We start from the raw sequence: 18,549 nt of genomic DNA, 5'->3' as shown, positions 1-18,549 counted from the left end.
CAGCCACAAACCTATATGAAATCTCTTGCTGACCAGAATCGTCCCCTGTCCCCTCTCTGGTTACGGTGGTTGATCATTTTCCTGCTTATTGTGGGGATTGTGTTTCGTTTCGTCAATCTGAACCATAAAGTGTACTGGCACGACGAAGTGTACACATCGCTAAGATCTGCTGGCTATACAGGGCAAGAAATTGGGCAAGCAATCTTTCAGAATCAAGTTTTTACGGCGAAAGAGCTGCTGCGCTTTCAACAGATCAAGCCAGGTAGTACGCCAGCCGACACGGTACGATCGCTGGCAGTAGAAGATCCTCAGCATCCGCCGCTCTATTTTTTGCTCGATCGCCTCTGGGTGCAGATTTTAGGAGAACCGATCGCCGCTGTTTTTGGTAGCCTCCTGACGGCACCGCGCTTGCTGGCAGTCCTCATCAGCCTGCTATCTTTGCCGTTTATGTATGCCCTTGCTTTAGAACTATTTGCCTCTCAGACGGTAGCACTACTGGCAACTGCGTTTCTGGCGCTTTCTCCTTTTGATATTCTGTTTGCTCAAACGGCGCGTCAGTACAGTTTGCTGGCGTTAACGGTGATTGCCAGTCACTACCTGCTGCTGCGGGCGATGCGGCTGTCCAGTGTGCAAAAAGTCCGTTCCCGCGATGTGTTCAAACGCCCGCCGCCTGTCTGGCAGCACTGGGGACTGTATGGACTGGCAGTCACGATCGGTTTGTATACACACCCCTTTTTTGCGCTGACGCTAGTGGGGCATGGAGTTTATGTCGTCCTGGACGCGATCGCCGATGGACAACCTGACAGTATCAAGCAACGGTTGGCTGGCTTTTGGCTGTCCTTCATTGCTGCCGTTGTGCTCTATATGCCGTGGCTCGTTGTCATGGTGCTGAACTTTCAGCGCGCGCTCGACACGACAAGCTGGGCAAGTGTTACACCAGGCTTTGATTACCTGATGAAGCTGTGGACACTCAGTTTTACATCGCTGTTTCTAGACCTCGATTTTGGCTTTGACAATCCCTGGACATTTGCACTGCGATTGCCGATCGTGCTGCTGCTTGGACTGGCATTCTACACACTGGTTCAACGGTGCGATCGCTCGGTTTGGCTCTTTGTGTTCACGGCAACCGTGGTGCCTTTCTTGGTGTTAGCGCTGCCAGATCTAATCCTGGGTACTCGACGCTCAACCGTCAGCCGCTATCTGATCTCCTGTTATCCCGGCATTCAGTTGGCGATCGCCCACCTCATTGCGACAAAGCTCTCGCCCAAACCTCATTACCTCAGTCGCATACCGATGCGATCGACTGCGTCCCGTTTTCGTCTGCGGTTCACACCGTATATGCTGACCTTCATTAACCGCTGGTTCTGGCGGGTGGTTTTGCTGTCTCTCTTCACTGCCAGCGTTGTGTCCTGCACCGTGAGCGCCGCCTCGGATACCTGGTGGCATAACGTACCAAGCTACTCTAATGCTGCTGCCGCCCGTCGCATCAATGCCGCACCATCCCCCCTGATGCTGAGTGATCAGGGCGATGATTTTACCAATCTCGGTGACTTGATCTCGCTCAGCTATCGGCTGAACCCAAATGTGCGGATACTCTTGCTGAATCAAGAGGCGAACTGGGTCACAACCGAGTCCTTTAAATCGCAAATTGACGGTGCGACGGTGCTTGCCTTCCGTCCTTCAAATCAACTGAGGCGATCGTTGGAGCGATCGCACGGTACCCTTCAGCTCGTTTTGCCCATTACTCCTCTCTGGCAGGTGCCAGCTAAGTAATGCCCTCATTGCTTACTGCTTGAATAGCTTGTACAGTATGAATGTTTGAAGGGGAGTAGCTGCTGATGTTATGTCAGCCCATCTGAGTCAACATACTGGTGATGAGCCTGGTTCAGATGACAAATAAGTGTTTTTAGCGATTGGTTTTTCGTTGTTAGCGTTCGAAGTGTTGCTAACAACTAACCACTAAAAACTAACAACTATTTGCAAGCGAGACCTTCACTGAGTTCACAGTTTTGTGAGCTTGGTGAAGCTGCCGCAGTTCTCATCAAGCTCACTTGGATACGAAGAGATCTAAGGAGTTTGAGGATATGCTGGCAGCGTTTACGGCTGGATTACTACTGATTACGGTGTCAGAATTGGGCGATAAAACGTTTTTTATCGCCATGCTTTTGGCTATGCGGCATTCGCGCCGTCTGGTCTTTGTTGGCGCGATCGCAGCCCTGGCAACGATGACCATACTGTCAGTGCTAATGGGACAGGTGGTTTCGCTGTTACCCAAAGCGCTGCTTCATCTTGCAGAGATCACCCTGTTCATCAGCTTCGGCATCAAACTGCTGTACGATGCCAGCCAAATGAGCAGTACAGCCCTTTGTGAGGAAGTAGCAGACGCGAAGGAGACCATTCAACAAGCTGACAGCATTGCTGCGAAGCGAGGGGCAAGACGAAGTATCGTGGTGCAGTCCTTTGTGCTGACCTTTGTCGGCGAATGGGGCGATCGTACGCAATTTGCAACCATTGCGCTTGCGGCTGCAAACGATCCCTGGGGTGTCACAGCAGGCGCAATTCTAGGACACGCTATCTGCGCCGCGATCGCGGTGCTTGGCGGACGGTTACTTGCCGCACACCTTTCAGAAAAAGTGATCACAGCTCTGGGGGGAATCTTATTTATACTGTTTGGCATCGCTGCTTGGATGGAAGGAGCATGAAGAAAATTTCGGGCTGCATGACCTACCCTTGTGGGAAGCAAGCCGTACTGAACCCTTTGCCAGAAGAGCAAAATTGCCACGGTGCAAACGGTCTTTTACATCAGTTTGCGTTCAGACAGTGCTGCCGCCTTTGCCCAGCAGATTCGAGGACAGTGGCAGATTGAAAATCGCTTGCATTGGGTCAAAGAGATGGTGCTGCACGAGGATAAAACTCCTTGGTGTGATGGTCATGCCTTGACCAATATGGCGATTCTCAGAACCATGACAATCAACTTGTTTCGCCAACAGGTCTTTAACTCGATCACCAAAGCGATGCGCCATGTTGCTCACGCTCTAGATCGCCTATTTTCCTTCTTGCAATGAACTAGCCCTTCTTTTTAAGGGGGATTGAAGGGGGATCTAGGTTTTTGCTACTAACAGGCGGACTTTTAAACCATTCTCTAAGAGTGAACGCTGCCATTGGGCATAATCATGCCAGTGAGGATCGCGCCCGTTAACTTGACCATGATCCGATCAGAAAAGCCCATTTTGGCTCCTTGAAGGTCAGCGCCACTTAAATCAGCGCCACTTAAATCAGCGCCAATCAAATTGGCACCCTGAAGATTGGCATGGCGTAGATCAGCTTGCAGCAAATTTGCTCGAAATAAATTGGCACTCGCTAAGTTGGCATGGGAGAGGTTAACTTTATGCAAAAAAGCATCGCTCAGATTAGCGTGGCTCAGATTGGCTTGGCTCAAGTTTCGACCGGAGAAATCCTGCTCTCGCAAATCGGCTCCTTGCCAATCAGTACCGCTTAAATCAGTCGTAGATCGACGACTCGCTGGAGCAGACTGAGGAGACTGTTGCCAAGAGGCGAAATTGGCAGACTGATTCACAGACGATCGCGGTGAAGCGGCAGGAGACTGAGCCGATCGAGATGGAGCGGCTTGAGAAGAAGCTTGAGCTGGCGATGGCTTCGGGTGGGGCGGCTGGTCATAGTAAGAACGAGAATGTTCCCGAGCGGCATAGTCTCGGTATGCGTCTCTGTCTGCATGGCGCTCAGCACGAGCTTGGACGTGAAGCGGGCGCGATCGCAATTGATCCCGTGCCTGGTTTAGCGCTTTGAGCTTTTCTTGCGCTTCCGCTTGTAGCGTTAGATCGTCTTTTGGTAGACGATCAGGATGCCACTGGAACGCCAGTTGTCGGTAAGCCTGATTGACCTCCTCAAGCGAAGATCCAGGTTTTAGTCCTAACACTCGGTAATAACGATCAAAGTCACTCATGCGATCGAGGAAAGTGGGGTTATTCCTAATGCTACAAGGCAGTAGCAAAGAATGGGAAGCAATAGAGTTAAGAGAGTTTTGAAGCGGTCTATCATACTGTTTGACCCCCAGATAATCCCGAACGGCGGGAAACAAGGACGTGCCCTTTTACCATCATCAAAAAACGCCCGCGTCGAATGCTTTAACCGATCTGATTCGCGCCGTCATTCGGATGAATGCCACGGTGCAAAAAACAGGTACACACCTAACGCGAGGTCTGGGACTCACCAATGCGCGGTGGCAAACGCTGAGTGAGTTAGTCGCACTAGAAAAGCGCGTCACGGTCAGCGAATTGGCGCGGCATCTGGGCTTAACCCGGCAAGCCGTACAACGACTGGCTGACGATATGGCAAGCGACGGTCTGGTTGAGTTCATTGAAAATCCCGGTGATGCCCGCGCGATGCACTTGCTGCTCACGGAAGCAGGCAGAGCAATGTATCACGCTGCGTTGGAGCGCGAATGGCAGTGGACAAACGCGATCGCCGCAGACTTTGATGCAGAACAAATCACTCATGCCGTGGCGCTTCTGGAAGACATGACGCAAAAGATGCAAGCTGAAGATTGACAATATATTGTCAATATAGTAGTATTTAGACATTGACAGCATATGGTCTTCTTTCACTCGTAAGCAAGTCACTAGTCTGATGCCACACCCAACCGCTGCCGACCGATTCGATCCGCAGAACCCGCGCTTTGCCGCCGGATGCAGCGTGAGTCGTTTGCTAACTGCAATCAAGCCGCCCGTTCTGTTTTACCCAAATTTTCTCAACTCGGCAGATCACTTCGATTGGTTCCAAAAGTCCCAGCAACTTGAATGGACTCGAAGCGAAATCAATCTGTATGGAAAATCAATTCCCATACCGCGCGATGAGTCTCTGTTTGGCGACGATTTGCACTATGAATATCGTGGCACCCAGATTAAAGCGGCTCCCTGGACTGACTTCTTGCTAGAGGCACGCGATCGCATTCAGTCCTTAAGCGGCTACCAGTTCAATTTTGTCGTTGGCAATCGCTATCGCACTGGCAAAGACTCGATCGGCTGGCACTCCGATAATTTCCCTCAGATTGGTCAAAGACCGGCGATCGCCTCTTTAAGCTTAGGGAGCACTCGCAAATTTAAGCTGCGGCACAAGGACAGCGGTGAAACGGTTGACTACCATCTGGAGAGCGGATCTTTGTTGATCATGCTCCCTGGTTGTCAAGAAGAGTGGGTTCATGCGGTGCCAAAAACCGCTCGTCCAGTGGGCGATCGCATCAACTGGACGTTTAGACCCCATGTAGACGCGATTCTCTAAGGGAGACGCTCCGCCAACAGCAATAACGAGTAAAAAACCACGCGAAAGGAACTATTTATGAACGTTGTAGTCACAGGTTCGTTAGGAAACATCAGCAAGCCACTGACAATCGAGTTAGTGCAAAAAGGACATGATGTAACGGTGATCAGCAGCAAGCCGGAAAAGCAAAAAGACGTTGAAGCGTTGGGTGCTACTGCTGCGATCGGCTCGTTGGAAGACGTTGATTTTCTGGTATCTACCTTTACCGATGCCGATGCCGTGTATACGATGGTGCCACCAAACAACTACTTCGATCACAGCCTTGACCTCATCGCGTATTATCGCAGAATCGGCAATAACTATGCCCAAGCCATTCAACAGTCGGGCGTAAAGCATGTAGTTAACCTCAGTACCATTGGCGCTCATCTAGAGCAAGGTTCAGGCATTCTATTCGGTGCTCACACTGTAGAGAAGATTCTGCATGAACTCCCATCAGATGTAGCCATCACCCATATGCGCCCAACTTCTTTCTACTACAATTTATATGCCTATGTAGATATGATCAAAAATCAGGGCTTGATTGCAACAAACTATGGTGCAGACAAAATCATTCCGTGGGTGTCTCCAATCGATATTGCGGCGGCTGTTGCTGAAGAACTCGAAACACCGCTTGTGGGTAGAAAAGTGCGGTACGTAGCAAGTGAGGAACTTACGGGCAACGAAACAGCGAGCATTTTAGGTGCAGCTATTGGAAAGCCTGATTTGCAATGGATCATCATTCCCAGCGAACAAATGCAAGGTGGTTTAGAAGCGGCTGGCATGAATCCACAAATTGCTGCTGGTTTGGTTGAAATGTACGCCAGTCTTTATAGCGGTTTATTATCAGAAGATTATGACCGCCACAGACCTGCGGTGATGGGCAAAGTAAAGCTGGAAGAATTTGCCAAGGAATTTGCGGCTGCTTTTCAAAAAGGGTGATTGTCTTTAATACCCGTTCGATAGAGCAGCAGATGCGATTTCAACCAGGTTTTGCAGCGAGTTCCTCGAAATAGGTTTGCAACGTCCGAGGCTCGCGATCGAGAATGGTTCGCAGCCCGATCGCGCTTCTGATACGAATGCAATAGAAAGTGATGAGTAACCCAAACAATGTTGCGTTATTGCTATGCTTGTTGTGCTAGCTCAACTTGAGCATCTCGTTCGGGTGCATCATGAGGATGCCGTTGCGCATAAGCACCATCTGACTGTAAATCCCAGGCGTGGCGGTTATCTGCCAAGAAAACATCCAGAGTAGCGCGGAGTTGCGCTGCGAGTTCTGGCTCTTCGACAGGCGTAATGGCTTCGACACGACGATCGAGGTTACGAGGCATCCAGTCAGCGCTACCAATGAACACCTCTTCCTCTCCATTGTTGTGGAAGTGGAAAATACGGGAATGTTCCAAAAAGCGCCCAACAATGCTGATGACCCGAATGCGATCGCTCACGCCTGCCACACCGGGACGAAGGCAGCAAATGCCACGAATAATCAGATCAATCTCCACGCCAGCTTGAGACGCTTCATAAAGCGCCTGAATGATTTGCGGATCAACCAGAGAGTTCATTTTGGCGATAATGCGGCTGCGATCGCCGCGACTGGCATGGTCAGCTTCTCGGCGAATTAGGGCAACCATGCGATCGCGCAGATTCACCGGAGCCACCAGCAGCTTGCGATACGACTGCTGCCGCGAGTAACCAGTGAGAAAGTTGAACAGATCCGTCAAGTCTGCGCCCAAGTCTTCGCGTGCGCTAAACAGCCCCAGGTCGGTATAGAGCTTCGCTGTCTTGGAATTGTAATTACCCGTGCCAATATGCACATAGCGACGGATGGCATCGCCTTCTTGCCGCACAATCAAAACCACTTTGGTGTGAGTTTTTAAGCCGACCACGCCGTAAATCACATTGACACCTGCTTCTTCCAGTCGTCGCGCCCAGTTGATGTTATTTTCCTCATCAAAACGGGCTTTCAGCTCGATTAAGACGGCAACCTGCTTCCCATTTTCAGCAGCGGCAATGAGGGCTTTGACGATCGGCGAATCGCCAGACGTACGATACAGCGTCATTTTGATTGCCAGCACATCAGCATCGTGCGCGGCTTGCGTAATGAAGTGCTCTACCGAAGCTGTAAACGACTCGTAGGGATGATGAACGAGTAAATCTTGCTGCCGAATGAGGGTGAAAATATCTTCGCCCATCTCAGAGGGTGACGTTACGTCCGATGTCACAGCATCAGTGAGTTGGCGCAGACGCGACGGTACTACAGGTGTCCAGGGGGCATCTTTTAAGTCTGGCAGCGGTAATGCCAGCAACGACATCAGATCCTTGAGATTGAGTAGCCCTTCAACTACGTAGACATCGCGATCGGTCAATTCCTTTTCTTGCATTAGGCGATCGCGCACCGCTGACGAGGCAGACGCTTCAATTTCGAGCCGCACCACTGCACCGCCCATCCGTCGCTTCCGTAACTCTTGCTGAATCACTAGCAACAGGTCGTGCGTCAGGTCTTCTTCCAATTCCAAGTCGGCATCACGGGTAATGCGAAAAAGCGAATACTCCTGGATATTCATGCCAGGAAAGAGAAACTCTAAATTATGGGCAATGACTTGTTCCAGTGGTACACCTGCCCAGACTGTGCTGCGATCGGGCGGCTGCAAGTCCGAGGGCAGTGTGACAAAGCGCGGTAGGCTATTAGGCACTTTGACCCTGGCAAACAGTTCCTTGTGCGTGATGGGATCTTTCACCAGCACCGCCAGATTGAGGCTGAGGTTGGAGATGTAGGGAAACGGGTGGGCTGGATCAACCGCCAGCGGTGTCAAAATTGGAAACACTCGCTGCTCAAAATATTGCTGTAAATAGCGCCGTTGCTCCTGGTTCAGATCTGTATAGTTGAGAATATGCACCCCTTTTTCGGTCAAAAGCGGACGCAGTTCACGCTCAAAGTGGCGATGCTGCTCTGTGACCATTGGGCGCAGGCGATCGCTCAGTTCGTCCAGTGTCTGCTGGGGCGTTCTGCCATCTGGGGTCAGCTTGTTGAATTGCACTTCAACCTGTTGCGTCAGAATCGCAACCCGCACCATAAAAAATTCATCCAGGTTGGAGCTAAAGATCGCCAAAAACTTCAGCCGCTCTAGCAGAGGCGTACGTGGGTCAAGTGCCTCATGCAACACGCGATGATTAAATTCAAGCCAGCTCAACTCGCGATTGAAATAGTACTGCGGTTCGCTCAGGTTAATCTCTGGCTTCGTCTCTCTGGCTCTCGTCATGGCGTTACCTGGGGTTGCTGGTGCGATCCTCCCAGAAATGGCTTGGAAAGGAAAGTGTTATGGAACACATGAGTGGCGTTGGCGTTGGTTTCTGGAGAGTTTTGGGGGTTAGCTATCAGCGGGCAGCCATCAGCTTTTTGCTTCCCGTTCCATAGTTGAAAGCAGCAGTAGAGAATTTGGGTAATCCTTCGTTTTTTCTGCGCATACTGATGCTTGAAAATGCCTTGAATCCGGTCAAAGCTTAAGCCTTCTGCTCGACTGACTTGCTCAATACTAGAGAGCTGAACTTGTTGATAAATAGGTTCTTCATAGCGTCGAGTATAATGCCGTCCTTCATTGATAGAAGACAATGATTCAGTAAAATAACGCTGACAATTATGACAATAAAACTGACGACGAGGAACTTTCAAGTAAGTTGCTTGACCAAAGATGGCTAAGTCTCGGATCAAGATAGAGCTTTCTTGCTGAAGTTCTGCGCTCTTTTTTCGCAGTAAGGACAATTCGCTTCTTCAGTGAGAAAACCTAACTTCAAAAACACTTCATTAGATTTCTGAGTGCAGCTTTCAACCGTCACATTGAAAACTTGAGCAGCACATCAAGATGAAAGTCCATAATCATGCTAGAAAAAGCGGGGCTGAACAGAAGTTGTTCAGCCCCGCTTTCGTAAAATGTCCGTACCTACAAAGACGTTGCAGATAAACCCTTAGGATCTTGGATTTAATAAAACCGACTGTTTGCGTAGGATGTGTAAAGCCGTTTCGGCATCCCAGAAAAGCGCAGCGTAACGCATTATCCCTAAGGCTTGCGACGCGTTACGGCTATCGCCTTTGGCGCAGCCATGCCAAAGGCTATACACACCCTACAAAGCCGATCTTACTTAATTCTCATTCCTTAGTAAGCTGGATTCACGGGGTTCGACGCTTGGGGTGATGCTTCCATACTTGCCTGCACATCAGGAGGCAAGATAACCTTATTGACTGCATGGATGACACCATTGCTGGCTTCGATATCAGGTTTAATAACCTGAGCATCGTTGACCGTCACATTACCAGCACCAGCCTGAATATTCAGTGATGAACCTTCAACAGACTTGGTCTCACCAGATTTGATTTTGCTGGAATCAACTTTACCGGAAACAACGTGGTAGCTAAGGATTTTAGCCAGCGTGGCTCGGTTTTCAGGTTGAACCAACTTCTTGATTGTACCTTCGGGTAACGCAGCAAACGCCGCGTCAGTTGGTGCAAAAACGGTGTATGTGCCCCCACCTGCGAGTTGGCGGCTTAGCTCACCGTTACGATCGGCAACGCGTAACAGTGAGTTGAAGATATTGAAGGAATCGCTTCTTTCAACGATCGCATCAATGCTGAGTGAAGCTGAAGCATCTGGCACAGATACACTCGACTGAGTAGGGCTTTGAAGCGGTTCACTGGACGGTCTGGCTGGATCAACCTGTGTCGGCGCTTGTTGCATTGGCGCTGGATCAAGCGGTACCGCTTGGGCAGGACTTTGTTGAGTGGGACTTTGTTGAGTAGGGCTTTCTAACTGACTGCCGCCATTGGGGCTAGTCGTCGTACCCGGAGTTTGCTGAGCCTTAGCAGCTAGGTTGATACCTGTGGTTACACCAGCCGCAGCCAAAAAACCAACAAGTAGCTTGAGTGAGTAGTTCACGGTTTGCTCCTTGGTTACAAACATTAACTTGCCTAGCTTAACCAGTGCCTTAACTGCCAACCTCCCTCCCATGAACTATGCCTAAGGGTAGGTTTGGAGCTGTGTTAAGAAGTCTCTCTACAACGGAAGAAGCTCTCGTAGACGTAGGATTAGCTTGTCAGCGCTTCTTTACTAGCGCTTTGATCGATTCGCATTTATAACCCTCAATTCTTAAGTGATGCCAGTGTGCAAATGTAAAGTGTCCTTCAAGCGGCGATCGCTTTGTGTAGACACAACTGCAACTTTTGTCCTCCCTTTTAACGTCAACATGTCCAGACCCATTTGCACCAGCCTCAGCATCAATTGCGCTGTCTAGCTACAAGCAAAGAACTAATAGACCAGTCATCCCCCCAAGGAGCAAGACCGCCACTACTATAGAAGTAGAACGTGTGTATTTACCCTTGATAATGAGCGATCGACCTCACGGTAAAGTGTTCTCCTGACCGTAACGCGACGGTTCAGGCAAAGCGACCACCCACACACTTCTTGCGACCGATCATGCCCCCGGTGCTACCCTTTGAATTTATCGTGACGGGGAAACCCGTTTCTCACCAAACGAAAGATAAAAAGCGCTTACAAGCCTGGAAAGCACAGGTGCGGGACGTTGCGATCGCGTGTTGGACAGCATCTCAGCCTACAGGCGAAGCTGTGCGCGTGGTAATTACCCATTACTATGATGTGATACCTGGCAACGAGCAGGGCGTACCTGACAGTGACAATATTGTTAAGCCAGTGCGGGATGCCTTAAATGGCGTTATCTACGTTGATGATTATCAAATTACTGACTTTGTCAGTCGGCGGCGGAGCCTGGATGGCTCCTTTCGAGTCAAAGGAATGTCGTTAGTGCTAGCAAAAGGGTTTTGCAGCGGCGAAGAGTTTTTACACATTCGGATTGAAACGGCTCCCGATCCGACGGCTCTAGACTAGCAGCCCCACGAACACTCGCTTCCGGTGTCCGTGAAGCAGTAGTGAACCAGGCAAAAACTTCATCATTCGTTCCGATCTCCTATAATGAAGGATTAACGGGCTTGACTTTAACGTCCTTTAAGGGATTATGGGAGTAGGCACTTATTTCATCCTATGCGTCACTTGGCAGACCAAAACCAGCTCGAACGCCGACGACTCCTTCAGTTGGCGAGAGAATATCGGCAGCAAGGCTATACTGTCACGCTGTACCCCTCTTCCGAAGAACTCCCGCCAGCATTGGCTGACTGTGCGCTTGATTTAATCGCCAAGAGTGCATCTAAGACCGTTGTAGTTGAAGTGCGCACGCGTGAGAACCTGACCCTCAACGGTTCGGAAGACTTGCGTACGCTGACCAAGCGAGTGCAGCAAGTACCTGGTTGGGAATTTGAACTGGTGGTGACCAATCCCCGAAAGCACGCTAGCTGATGACCCCACACTGAACTAGCGCAGACTTGGGGCTAGAAAAAACTCATAGGCAACGATTGCATATTGCACCAAGGCTACAACGTGAGCGTCATATTTCGGCTTGCTTGAAAGATTATGTTCAATTCGCGTGTCACAACCTGAAACGATTGACGTGAGACACGTCAACTAGATGCAACCCCAATACAAAGCTATCAAAAGATTTTTGCTGACCATTATTCTTGTCGGTGATGTCGTCGCGCTAGTGCTATTGCTCGGTGTCATATCGTCGTTGGTGGCATCGATCGCAGTGCTGCTATATCTGAGTCCGTTCATTCCAGATTTGCAAGTACGTCTGGGCAAAGCGGCATCGCCCGATGCAACCACCGCAATAATTCTCTCACTGGCTTGGATCATATTGACGACTTTGCTCGGCAGTCGTCTCTGTAAAGGTGAAGTGCAGCCAAAGCGTAGGCAAGTACGACCACTCAGACATTTAGGTCCAAACACTCCTTATTCAACTCCTTGCAAAGCCTGTTACTACTGGCAGGGCTATGACCGTGAAGCACGACGGTTTTTAGAGCATCCCTGTGCGCTTCATCCAACGGGCAAACCAGACGTTGCCTGCCTGGACTGGCAGCATAGCACCGACCGTTAACCGCCGCGATGGGACTTGGCTTGGACGCAACCACTAGGCTCTGCTGAAGCAACAACTAAACGTTACTGTGGACTTAACGTTAGCTAGCAACGACCGCAAAAGATGGACTTGAGTCGACCGATCGCTTCCAAGTGGTCTGAGAATTGACTGCTCCGTGCGGCTGTTTTCCTACGCTGGGCGACTGTAATGAGTAGACCATAAAAGCTATAGCCACATATGCGAAGAAAAAATATTCAATTACAGTAGCGGTCAAAGTCAAAAAGTCTTGAAAGGTGTCCATAATACATTACCTCAGGCTTTCACTTTACTTTTTCATTAATCGGCGGCATTGTCTGTTGCAGGAAACACCTAATATCGCGGAACAATACACTCTGATCGAGAAATACTGCTGGAAGAACGATAGACTGCATTGTCGGATAAAGTGTGATGACGAATTAATTCATGCCAACCTATGAACCATCCATCCGCGCCAGAATTGCAGCAATTGAAAACCACCCTGAAAGAACAAGGTGTGAAGTATGCGATCGCCAGTTTTGTTGATCTACACGGTATGTGCAAAGCGAAGATGGTGCCGCTGGCGCATTTTGACCAGATGATGCAAGGGTCAGAATTATTTACAGGAGCCGCGCTAGACGGTGTTCCTCAAGCGGTGAACGATGAAGAAGTTGCCGCAATGCCCGACCCAGCCAGCGCGACTATTCTGCCCTGGAATACAGAAATGGTTTGGTTTGCTAGTGATTTACATTTGCAGGGCAAACCGTTTGAAGCGTGTTGCCGCAGCATTCTCAAATCCGTTTTGCAGCAAGCAGCAGCGATGGGCTTTCAATTTAATTTGGGGATTGAAACCGAGTTTTTTCTGCTCAAAGATAACGCTGGACAAGCGGCTCCAGTGAGCGATCGCGATACGTTAGACAAGCCCTGCTATGACCTGCAAGGCTTGCTCGACAACTACACCTGGGTAGACGAAATTGTGCAGGCGATGAACCATCTCGGTTGGGATGTGTATTCGTTTGATCACGAAGATGGCAATGGTCAATTTGAAACCGACTTTGCCTATGCCGATGCGCTAACGATGTCCGATCGCTTAACTTTTTTTCGCTTGATGGTCAAAGAGCTTGCCCGCAAGCATGGTTACTTTGCCACCTTCATGCCCAAGCCGTTTGCCAATCGCACGGGAAGCGGCGCTCACTACAATATGTCGCTGGCAGATCTGAAGACTGGCGAAAATTTGTTTGTCGATCGCCAGGATTCGCGCCAATGTGGCTTGTCGCAATTAGGCTATCAATTCATTGCTGGAGTGCTGCGTCACGCGCCTGCCATTTGTGCAGTGATTGCACCAACCGTAAACAGCTACAAACGTCTGGTGGCGCGGGGCAGCATGTCTGGCTTTACCTGGGCACCTGTTTACATTTGCTATGGCAACAACAACCGAACCAATATGTTGCGCATTCCGCTGGGCGGTGGACGGGTCGAGTGTCGCGCTGCCGATATTGCCAATAACCCTTATCTGGGGGCAGCCATGATTTTGGCGGCTGGCTTAGAAGGCATTCGTGAAAAGCTCGATCCCGGTGAGCCACACACTGAGAACATGTACACCTGTACAACCGCTGAACTGGCAAAAATGGGCATTCAAACCCTGCCGCGAACGCTGGGAGAAGCGATCGAAGCCTTTGCCGCTGATCCACTCAGTAAATCGGTCATGGGATCATTGATGTATCAAACCTATGTGGATTTCAAAACGCAAGAATGGTTTGAGTATCACAATCATGTGTCTGATTGGGAAACCCAGCGGTATCTCAAATTTTTCTAGCGTTAGTTAACGTTAGTGTGGCTTAACTTAATGTCGAGCCTGGTCTGCCCAGGGTGTAAGAACGGTTGAGAGCCACTTCAAGCCGGAATCGATCGCCAGCCCGATCAAGCCAATGAGCAAAATGCAAAACAACACTTTATCTGTTTGCAAATACCGTTGGGCTTGAATAATACGGTATCCCAATCCACTTTGAGCAGCAACGAGTTCGGCAATCACCAGATAGTTCCACGCGCCAGAAATATTGACGCGCAATGTATCCAGGACGCTGGGAAACGTGGCGGGAATGATGACTTTAAACAGAACCTCCCGCCGATTGGCACCCAGCGTATACGCAACGTTGATCATCTCGCTGGGGATAAACTTAACGGCATCGGCAACCATAATGGCGTTGTACAACACAACACCGAGCGTGATGATCAAGATTTTTGATTCTTCGCCCAAGCCCACCCAAATCACAATGAGCGGTACGAATGCCGTCACTGGCATATAGCGCACCGTGCCGACAAACGGTGTAAACAGGCTATTCATGCTGTAGAACGTGCCCATGGCAATCCCCATTGGCACACCAACGACGGCTGCGGCAACAAAGCCCGCTAACACTCGACCGCAACTTACTATCACATCCAGTAGGAGGTCGTTCTGGGTGAACATTTCAATCCCAGCTTGTATGACCGCTGTTGGGGTGGGCAAAAAGATGGGTGGCACCAGTTTGGCATAGCTAACGATCGCCCAAATCGTCAACGGCACTATCAGCGCGATCGTGATAATAAGGGCTGCCAGACGGCGCGGGAATCCTTGACGAATACTCCAAAAGCGCGAAGGCTCTAGATAACGATAGGTGGGAGTAGAAGGAGGGGAAACGAGACTCGCATTAGCCACTGAGATTATCCTTTATCAAGTTAAGACAACGAACTGCAATAGACAAATTGAAATTAGCAGTCTGTTCTAAACCTTGCAGTTCATCAGACTGATATATCTTGCAGTTCATCAGACTGATATATTAAGGTCAAGAATTGCTGACATCCACTCAGTTTAAGGAAACCTTCGCACTGTTTTGTAGTTAAGGCTACTCCCTCGGGTGCATCCCAATTTTGCAAGGTCAAGTTTTTTCGGAGTGCGAGCGTCTCGCTCGCGAGCGAGACGCTCGCACTCTGGAAAACAAAACTGAGATACACTCACTTGCCCTAGAGCACTTCTTAATCTGATGAGGTGCAGGCGAGAGTTTGAATCCTTTGTATGTGTATGAATACAGAGAGTATCTTTTGAATTTACAAATTGCTACTTTTTATTCGATTGAATGGAAATATCAATCCTGATACCAGCGATCGCCTCACTCATTTTGGTTCTTACTCAATTGCCAAATTTGTTTGCTTTTAGGGAACGAACGGAGCCTTTCTGTATTCAAATTGACACTATGCAGCGCCTACATCGATTTTACTGATGAGGCTATCTGTGTTCTGATGTCTTATCTCTAAGAGCTTAATCATGCCTGACACTCGACTTCAAGATTTGAGGGGACAAACCGATCGCTCTGCTGCCGATCTGACGCTGACTCCGCCCAAGCTTGAGGTACGCGGTTTATTTAAATCATTTGCGATACAAAAGCAATCGCTGACCGTGTTAGATAACATCAACTTTCACATTGCTTCGAGAGAGTTTGTGTGTCTGGTAGGGGCTTCAGGATGCGGTAAGTCAACGCTGCTAAACATTGTGGCAGGCTTGGCAACGCCCTCTGCGGGAAGTGTGCTTGTAGATGGGCGAGCCGTTAGTGGACCTGGCTCTGATCGCGGCATGGTGTTTCAAAACTACACGCTGTATCCCTGGCTGACGGTTTCCCAAAACATTGCGTTTGGGTTGCAACTTCGTAAAATGCCCAAAGCCGAGCAGCGCGATCGCATCAATTACTATCTGAATGTGGTGGGGTTGACTCAGTTTGCCAAGTCCTACCCCAAGCAATTGTCGGGCGGCATGAAACAGCGCGTTGCGATCGCGCGGGCGCTAGCCAATGAGCCAGCCGTCTTGCTGATGGATGAACCGTTTGGAGCGCTGGATGCACAAACCAAAGAGCAAATGCAGCAGTTCTTGCTGGAGCTTTGGGAACAAACGCACGTTACCGTTCTGATGATCACACACGATGTCGAAGAGGCAATCTTTTTATCGCAGCGCGTTTACGTCATGAGTGCGCGTCCTGGACGCATGAAACTGGAAGTGCCAGTGGGATTACCAGAGCATCGTGATTTAGAGATGAAATTATCGGCTGAATTTGTTGAAATCAAACGTCAGATTCTACACTCTCTGCGCGAGTAAAATCATCTACATTATGCGAAATTTGCAATGACTACTGTAACCGGAACAGGCAGCTATCGAGAACGGCTGATTCCTGCTGCTGAACTGCCTTGTTTCCCAGACCCGCCGTACCCAGCAGCCTACCCTTGTTTACTTCCTGATGGGGACTACCTGGAACTGCCATTTCTCGCTCTGCCGCCTAATTTTGACACTGCGATCGCGTTTCTATGTTCTAATCAAACGTCGTTTGAAGTCGAAGATCGCCTTACCACTTACATGGCAGATTTAATTCGCGATCGTCAGCCTGAAGTGGTGGTTGGAATGCCCACTCTAGGCATGGTCTATGCATCGATCGTCGCTAAAAAATTGGGGCACGATCGGTATGTGCCGCTGGGCTATTCCCGCAAATTTTGGTACGAAGAAGCGCTGTCGGTTCCTGTTCGCTCCATCACCAGCCCAATCACGCCAAAGACCGTCTATATCGACCCAAAATTGCTAGAGCGGTTGGACGGTAAACGCGTCATTCTCGTCGAAGATGTGGTGAGTACTGGGGGTACACTTTCCGCAGAAATTGCCCTTATGCAAAAAATTGGTGCAAATGTAGTTGGCATTGTCACTGCCGTTAAAGAAACCAACGTTTGGGTTAATAAACTGAGCGCGATCGACCCAACCTATCCCACACTGGTAACGGCACCCATCCGGTGTCCATTATTCTCCAAAGTTGCTGGTGGATGGATTCCGGTTGAAGGAACATTGCCACCCTGATTTAAGTGCACTGACAGCAGACGAGCAAAAGCGTGATTTTGGATACTTCTTTTCTGCATCTGCATGATACAAGTATTGGCATTAGACTCATAAACCAGGAGTAAAAAACTCAAATTGAAGTCATGATTCTGTACTAAAAACCTATCGCTTCTAGGGTTCCGATTCAGCCTGATTGCATCATGTAAGGTGAATGACTGGTCCGAGAGAAGCAAACTGTCTAGCAGCAATGCAGTACAGTCACACGGCGGGATAAAAGCCCGGGAGAGACGATTAACAGCGTTGAGCTGTTGCGCCTCTTTCGGGTTTTTTAGTTGCCAAACCATGTTTTTTGTGATTTACTTCACGTTCTTAAAGGATTCTCAGATGTTTAAGTTTCGCTCAATCAAATTGATTGCCTTCGCCCTGGTTGCCCTCTTTTGGACTGTAGCTTGTACGCCTCAAGCAGCAAACAATAATCCGACCACGACGACGGCTGCCCCGACTCAAACACTAAGCGTTGGCACTAACCCCTGGTCTGGTTACTCAGGTCATCACGTGGCTGTGAAGAAAGGTTTTTATGATCAAGCTGGACTCAAGCTTCAAGACACGTTGTTTCAAACAAATAGCGAGGAAATTACCGCCTTTCTCTCTGGTAAGCTCGATGTTGCTTGGATGACTGCGGGAGATGTCATTCAAATGGCAGGCAAAGATCCTTCCCTTAAAATCATTTTCCTCTGCGATTATTCAAACGGCTCAGATGGCATTATCGGACGCGGCATTAAAGCTCCAGCAGAACTAAAAGGCAAAACGCTGGCGCGTGAAGATGTGTTGTTTGAGAAAGTTTTGCTACGTGCTTACCTTGAAAAAGGTGGATTGACTGAAAAAGACCTCGTCATTAAAGATTTGCCTGCTCCTGATGCAGCGACTGCGTTTAGCGCCAGACGAGTTGATGTCGCCGTGACGTATGAACCCTTCATGACTAAGGCAGCAAAAGAAGGCGGCGGCGAAGTGATTTTTAGCACGAAGGGCACAAATTTAATTGCCGACGTTTTGGTAACGCGCCCAGATCTAATCGCCAATCGCAAAGCTGAATTAATTTCGTTTCTCAAAGCAGCCGACAAGGGTATTAAGTTGCTGAAGGCGGGCGATGCTGAGGCGATCGCGGCGGCAGCAGGAAAATTAGGCATTAAACCCGAAGAGTTGCGCGAACAACTCGCTGGAATTACCCTGTTCGATATTGAGGGCAATCAGACGATCGGATTCAATTTAACAAATCCCAACAACGCCATTAAGAGCTTTGAACTGGTTGCTAAAGCGGCATATGATTTCAAAACGGTGCCGCAGGTGCTTGATGTCAAAACCCTCTACGATGATTCGCTAGTCAAGTCTCTCTAGCCTTGTAG

The 18,549-nt window shown here is 49.4% G+C and carries 18 protein-coding genes and 1 riboswitch; of the genes, 13 read left to right on the top strand and 5 right to left on the bottom strand.

Annotated elements, in window-relative coordinates:
- Nucleotides 1-15: 15 nt before the first annotated feature.
- The 3 genes from AC5JO6_RS27280 (at nucleotide 16) to AC5JO6_RS27270 (ending at nucleotide 3,065) form a co-directional block, all read left to right on the top strand.
- A complete protein-coding gene (locus AC5JO6_RS27280) occupies nucleotides 16-1,773 on the top strand; it encodes a glycosyltransferase family 39 protein (RefSeq protein ID WP_496084197.1) in 1,758 nt (585 codons plus the stop codon).
- 311 nt (nucleotides 1,774-2,084) lie between these two features.
- A complete protein-coding gene (locus tag AC5JO6_RS27275) occupies nucleotides 2,085-2,702 on the top strand; it encodes a TMEM165/GDT1 family protein (protein ID WP_496084196.1) in 618 nt (205 codons plus the stop codon).
- Between the two features lie 81 nt (nucleotides 2,703-2,783).
- Nucleotides 2,784-3,065, top strand: coding sequence for a transposase (locus AC5JO6_RS27270; RefSeq protein ID WP_496084195.1), 282 nt, complete (start codon nucleotides 2,784-2,786; stop codon nucleotides 3,063-3,065).
- A gap of 77 nt (nucleotides 3,066-3,142) precedes the next feature.
- Here the strand turns inward: AC5JO6_RS27270 and AC5JO6_RS27265 are convergent, their stop codons facing one another.
- The gene (locus tag AC5JO6_RS27265; protein ID WP_496084194.1) at nucleotides 3,143-3,964 is read right to left on the bottom strand and encodes a pentapeptide repeat-containing protein; all 822 of its coding nucleotides are present in this window, start codon (nucleotides 3,962-3,964) and stop codon (nucleotides 3,143-3,145) included.
- 139 nt (nucleotides 3,965-4,103) lie between these two features.
- Here AC5JO6_RS27265 and AC5JO6_RS27260 point away from each other — a divergent pair, with 139 nt between their 5' ends.
- From AC5JO6_RS27260 to AC5JO6_RS27250, 3 genes are all read left to right on the top strand, one after another.
- A complete protein-coding gene (locus AC5JO6_RS27260) occupies nucleotides 4,104-4,568 on the top strand; it encodes a MarR family winged helix-turn-helix transcriptional regulator (RefSeq protein WP_496084193.1) in 465 nt (154 codons plus the stop codon).
- 79 nt (nucleotides 4,569-4,647) lie between these two features.
- Nucleotides 4,648-5,298, top strand: coding sequence for an alpha-ketoglutarate-dependent dioxygenase AlkB family protein (locus tag AC5JO6_RS27255; RefSeq protein WP_496084192.1), 651 nt, complete (start codon nucleotides 4,648-4,650; stop codon nucleotides 5,296-5,298).
- A gap of 57 nt (nucleotides 5,299-5,355) precedes the next feature.
- Complete coding sequence (locus AC5JO6_RS27250; RefSeq protein ID WP_496084191.1) at nucleotides 5,356-6,255, top strand: NmrA family NAD(P)-binding protein; 900 nt, start codon at nucleotides 5,356-5,358, stop codon at nucleotides 6,253-6,255.
- Between the two features lie 182 nt (nucleotides 6,256-6,437).
- Here the strand turns inward: AC5JO6_RS27250 and ppk1 are convergent, their stop codons facing one another.
- From ppk1 to AC5JO6_RS27235, 3 genes are all read right to left on the bottom strand, one after another.
- Entirely contained in the window at nucleotides 6,438-8,573 is a 2,136-nt protein-coding gene (gene ppk1, locus AC5JO6_RS27245) for a polyphosphate kinase 1 (protein WP_496084190.1), read from the bottom strand.
- On the bottom strand, nucleotides 8,570-9,073 hold the full coding sequence (locus AC5JO6_RS27240; protein ID WP_496084189.1) for a helix-turn-helix domain-containing protein: 504 nt from the start codon (nucleotides 9,071-9,073) through the stop codon (nucleotides 8,570-8,572). The genes ppk1 and AC5JO6_RS27240 overlap by 4 nt, the downstream gene beginning before the upstream one ends.
- Before the next feature lie 391 nt (nucleotides 9,074-9,464).
- A complete protein-coding gene (locus AC5JO6_RS27235) occupies nucleotides 9,465-10,241 on the bottom strand; it encodes a fasciclin domain-containing protein (RefSeq protein WP_496084188.1) in 777 nt (258 codons plus the stop codon).
- A gap of 537 nt (nucleotides 10,242-10,778) precedes the next feature.
- Between AC5JO6_RS27235 and AC5JO6_RS27230 the strand changes: the two genes are divergently transcribed.
- From AC5JO6_RS27230 to glnT, 4 genes are all read left to right on the top strand, one after another.
- Nucleotides 10,779-11,207 (top strand): RusA family crossover junction endodeoxyribonuclease, encoded by a 429-nt coding sequence (locus AC5JO6_RS27230; protein ID WP_496084187.1) that lies wholly within the window; start codon nucleotides 10,779-10,781, stop codon nucleotides 11,205-11,207.
- A 153-nt stretch (nucleotides 11,208-11,360) separates the two neighbouring features.
- Entirely contained in the window at nucleotides 11,361-11,672 is a 312-nt protein-coding gene (locus AC5JO6_RS27225; protein WP_496084186.1) for a hypothetical protein, read from the top strand.
- Nucleotides 11,673-11,874: 202 nt separating this feature from the next.
- Nucleotides 11,875-12,306, top strand: coding sequence for a hypothetical protein (locus tag AC5JO6_RS27220; protein ID WP_496084185.1), 432 nt, complete (start codon nucleotides 11,875-11,877; stop codon nucleotides 12,304-12,306).
- Nucleotides 12,307-12,757: 451 nt separating this feature from the next.
- Nucleotides 12,758-14,116 carry a type III glutamate--ammonia ligase gene (glnT, locus tag AC5JO6_RS27215; protein ID WP_496084184.1) on the top strand — a complete coding sequence of 453 codons (1,359 nt, stop codon included), beginning with the start codon at nucleotides 12,758-12,760 and terminating at the stop codon, nucleotides 14,114-14,116.
- Between the two features lie 27 nt (nucleotides 14,117-14,143).
- Here the strand turns inward: glnT and AC5JO6_RS27210 are convergent, their stop codons facing one another.
- Nucleotides 14,144-14,995, bottom strand: coding sequence for an ABC transporter permease (locus AC5JO6_RS27210; RefSeq protein WP_496084183.1), 852 nt, complete (start codon nucleotides 14,993-14,995; stop codon nucleotides 14,144-14,146).
- Between the two features lie 606 nt (nucleotides 14,996-15,601).
- Here AC5JO6_RS27210 and AC5JO6_RS27205 point away from each other — a divergent pair.
- From AC5JO6_RS27205 to AC5JO6_RS27195, 3 genes are all read left to right on the top strand, one after another.
- A complete protein-coding gene (locus AC5JO6_RS27205) occupies nucleotides 15,602-16,423 on the top strand; it encodes an ABC transporter ATP-binding protein (protein ID WP_496084182.1) in 822 nt (273 codons plus the stop codon).
- Nucleotides 16,424-16,450: 27 nt separating this feature from the next.
- Nucleotides 16,451-17,167, top strand: a complete 717-nt coding sequence (locus AC5JO6_RS27200) for a phosphoribosyltransferase (RefSeq protein WP_496084181.1) — start codon at nucleotides 16,451-16,453, stop codon at nucleotides 17,165-17,167.
- Between the two features lie 139 nt (nucleotides 17,168-17,306).
- Nucleotides 17,307-17,433: riboswitch (guanidine-I (ykkC/yxkD leader) on the top strand.
- Nucleotides 17,434-17,530: 97 nt separating this feature from the next.
- Nucleotides 17,531-18,541 carry an ABC transporter substrate-binding protein gene (locus AC5JO6_RS27195; protein ID WP_496084180.1) on the top strand — a complete coding sequence of 337 codons (1,011 nt, stop codon included), beginning with the start codon at nucleotides 17,531-17,533 and terminating at the stop codon, nucleotides 18,539-18,541.
- Nucleotides 18,542-18,549 lie beyond the last annotated feature (8 nt).

This window comes from Tildeniella sp. (assembly GCF_059505325.1).
Note: the sequence above shows the minus strand (reverse complement) of the source record. Positions and strands in the feature narration are given on the sequence as shown.

Excerpts from the sequence above, each read along its gene's own strand:
- AC5JO6_RS27280 (WP_496084197.1), top strand. The coding sequence starts at position 16 with ATGAAATCTCTTGCTGACCAGAATCGTCCCCTGTCCCCTCTCTGGTTA.
- AC5JO6_RS27275 (WP_496084196.1), top strand. The coding sequence starts at position 2,085 with ATGCTGGCAGCGTTTACGGCTGGATTACTACTGATTACGGTGTCAGAA.
- AC5JO6_RS27265 (WP_496084194.1), bottom strand. The coding sequence starts at position 3,964 with ATGAGTGACTTTGATCGTTATTACCGAGTGTTAGGACTAAAACCTGGA.
- AC5JO6_RS27255 (WP_496084192.1), top strand. The coding sequence starts at position 4,648 with ATGCCACACCCAACCGCTGCCGACCGATTCGATCCGCAGAACCCGCGC.
- AC5JO6_RS27250 (WP_496084191.1), top strand. The coding sequence starts at position 5,356 with ATGAACGTTGTAGTCACAGGTTCGTTAGGAAACATCAGCAAGCCACTG.
- ppk1 (WP_496084190.1), bottom strand. The coding sequence starts at position 8,573 with ATGACGAGAGCCAGAGAGACGAAGCCAGAGATTAACCTGAGCGAACCG.
- AC5JO6_RS27230 (WP_496084187.1), top strand. The coding sequence starts at position 10,779 with ATGCCCCCGGTGCTACCCTTTGAATTTATCGTGACGGGGAAACCCGTT.
- AC5JO6_RS27225 (WP_496084186.1), top strand. The coding sequence starts at position 11,361 with ATGCGTCACTTGGCAGACCAAAACCAGCTCGAACGCCGACGACTCCTT.
- glnT (WP_496084184.1), top strand. The coding sequence starts at position 12,758 with ATGAACCATCCATCCGCGCCAGAATTGCAGCAATTGAAAACCACCCTG.
- AC5JO6_RS27205 (WP_496084182.1), top strand. The coding sequence starts at position 15,602 with ATGCCTGACACTCGACTTCAAGATTTGAGGGGACAAACCGATCGCTCT.
- AC5JO6_RS27200 (WP_496084181.1), top strand. The coding sequence starts at position 16,451 with ATGACTACTGTAACCGGAACAGGCAGCTATCGAGAACGGCTGATTCCT.
- AC5JO6_RS27195 (WP_496084180.1), top strand. The coding sequence starts at position 17,531 with ATGTTTAAGTTTCGCTCAATCAAATTGATTGCCTTCGCCCTGGTTGCC.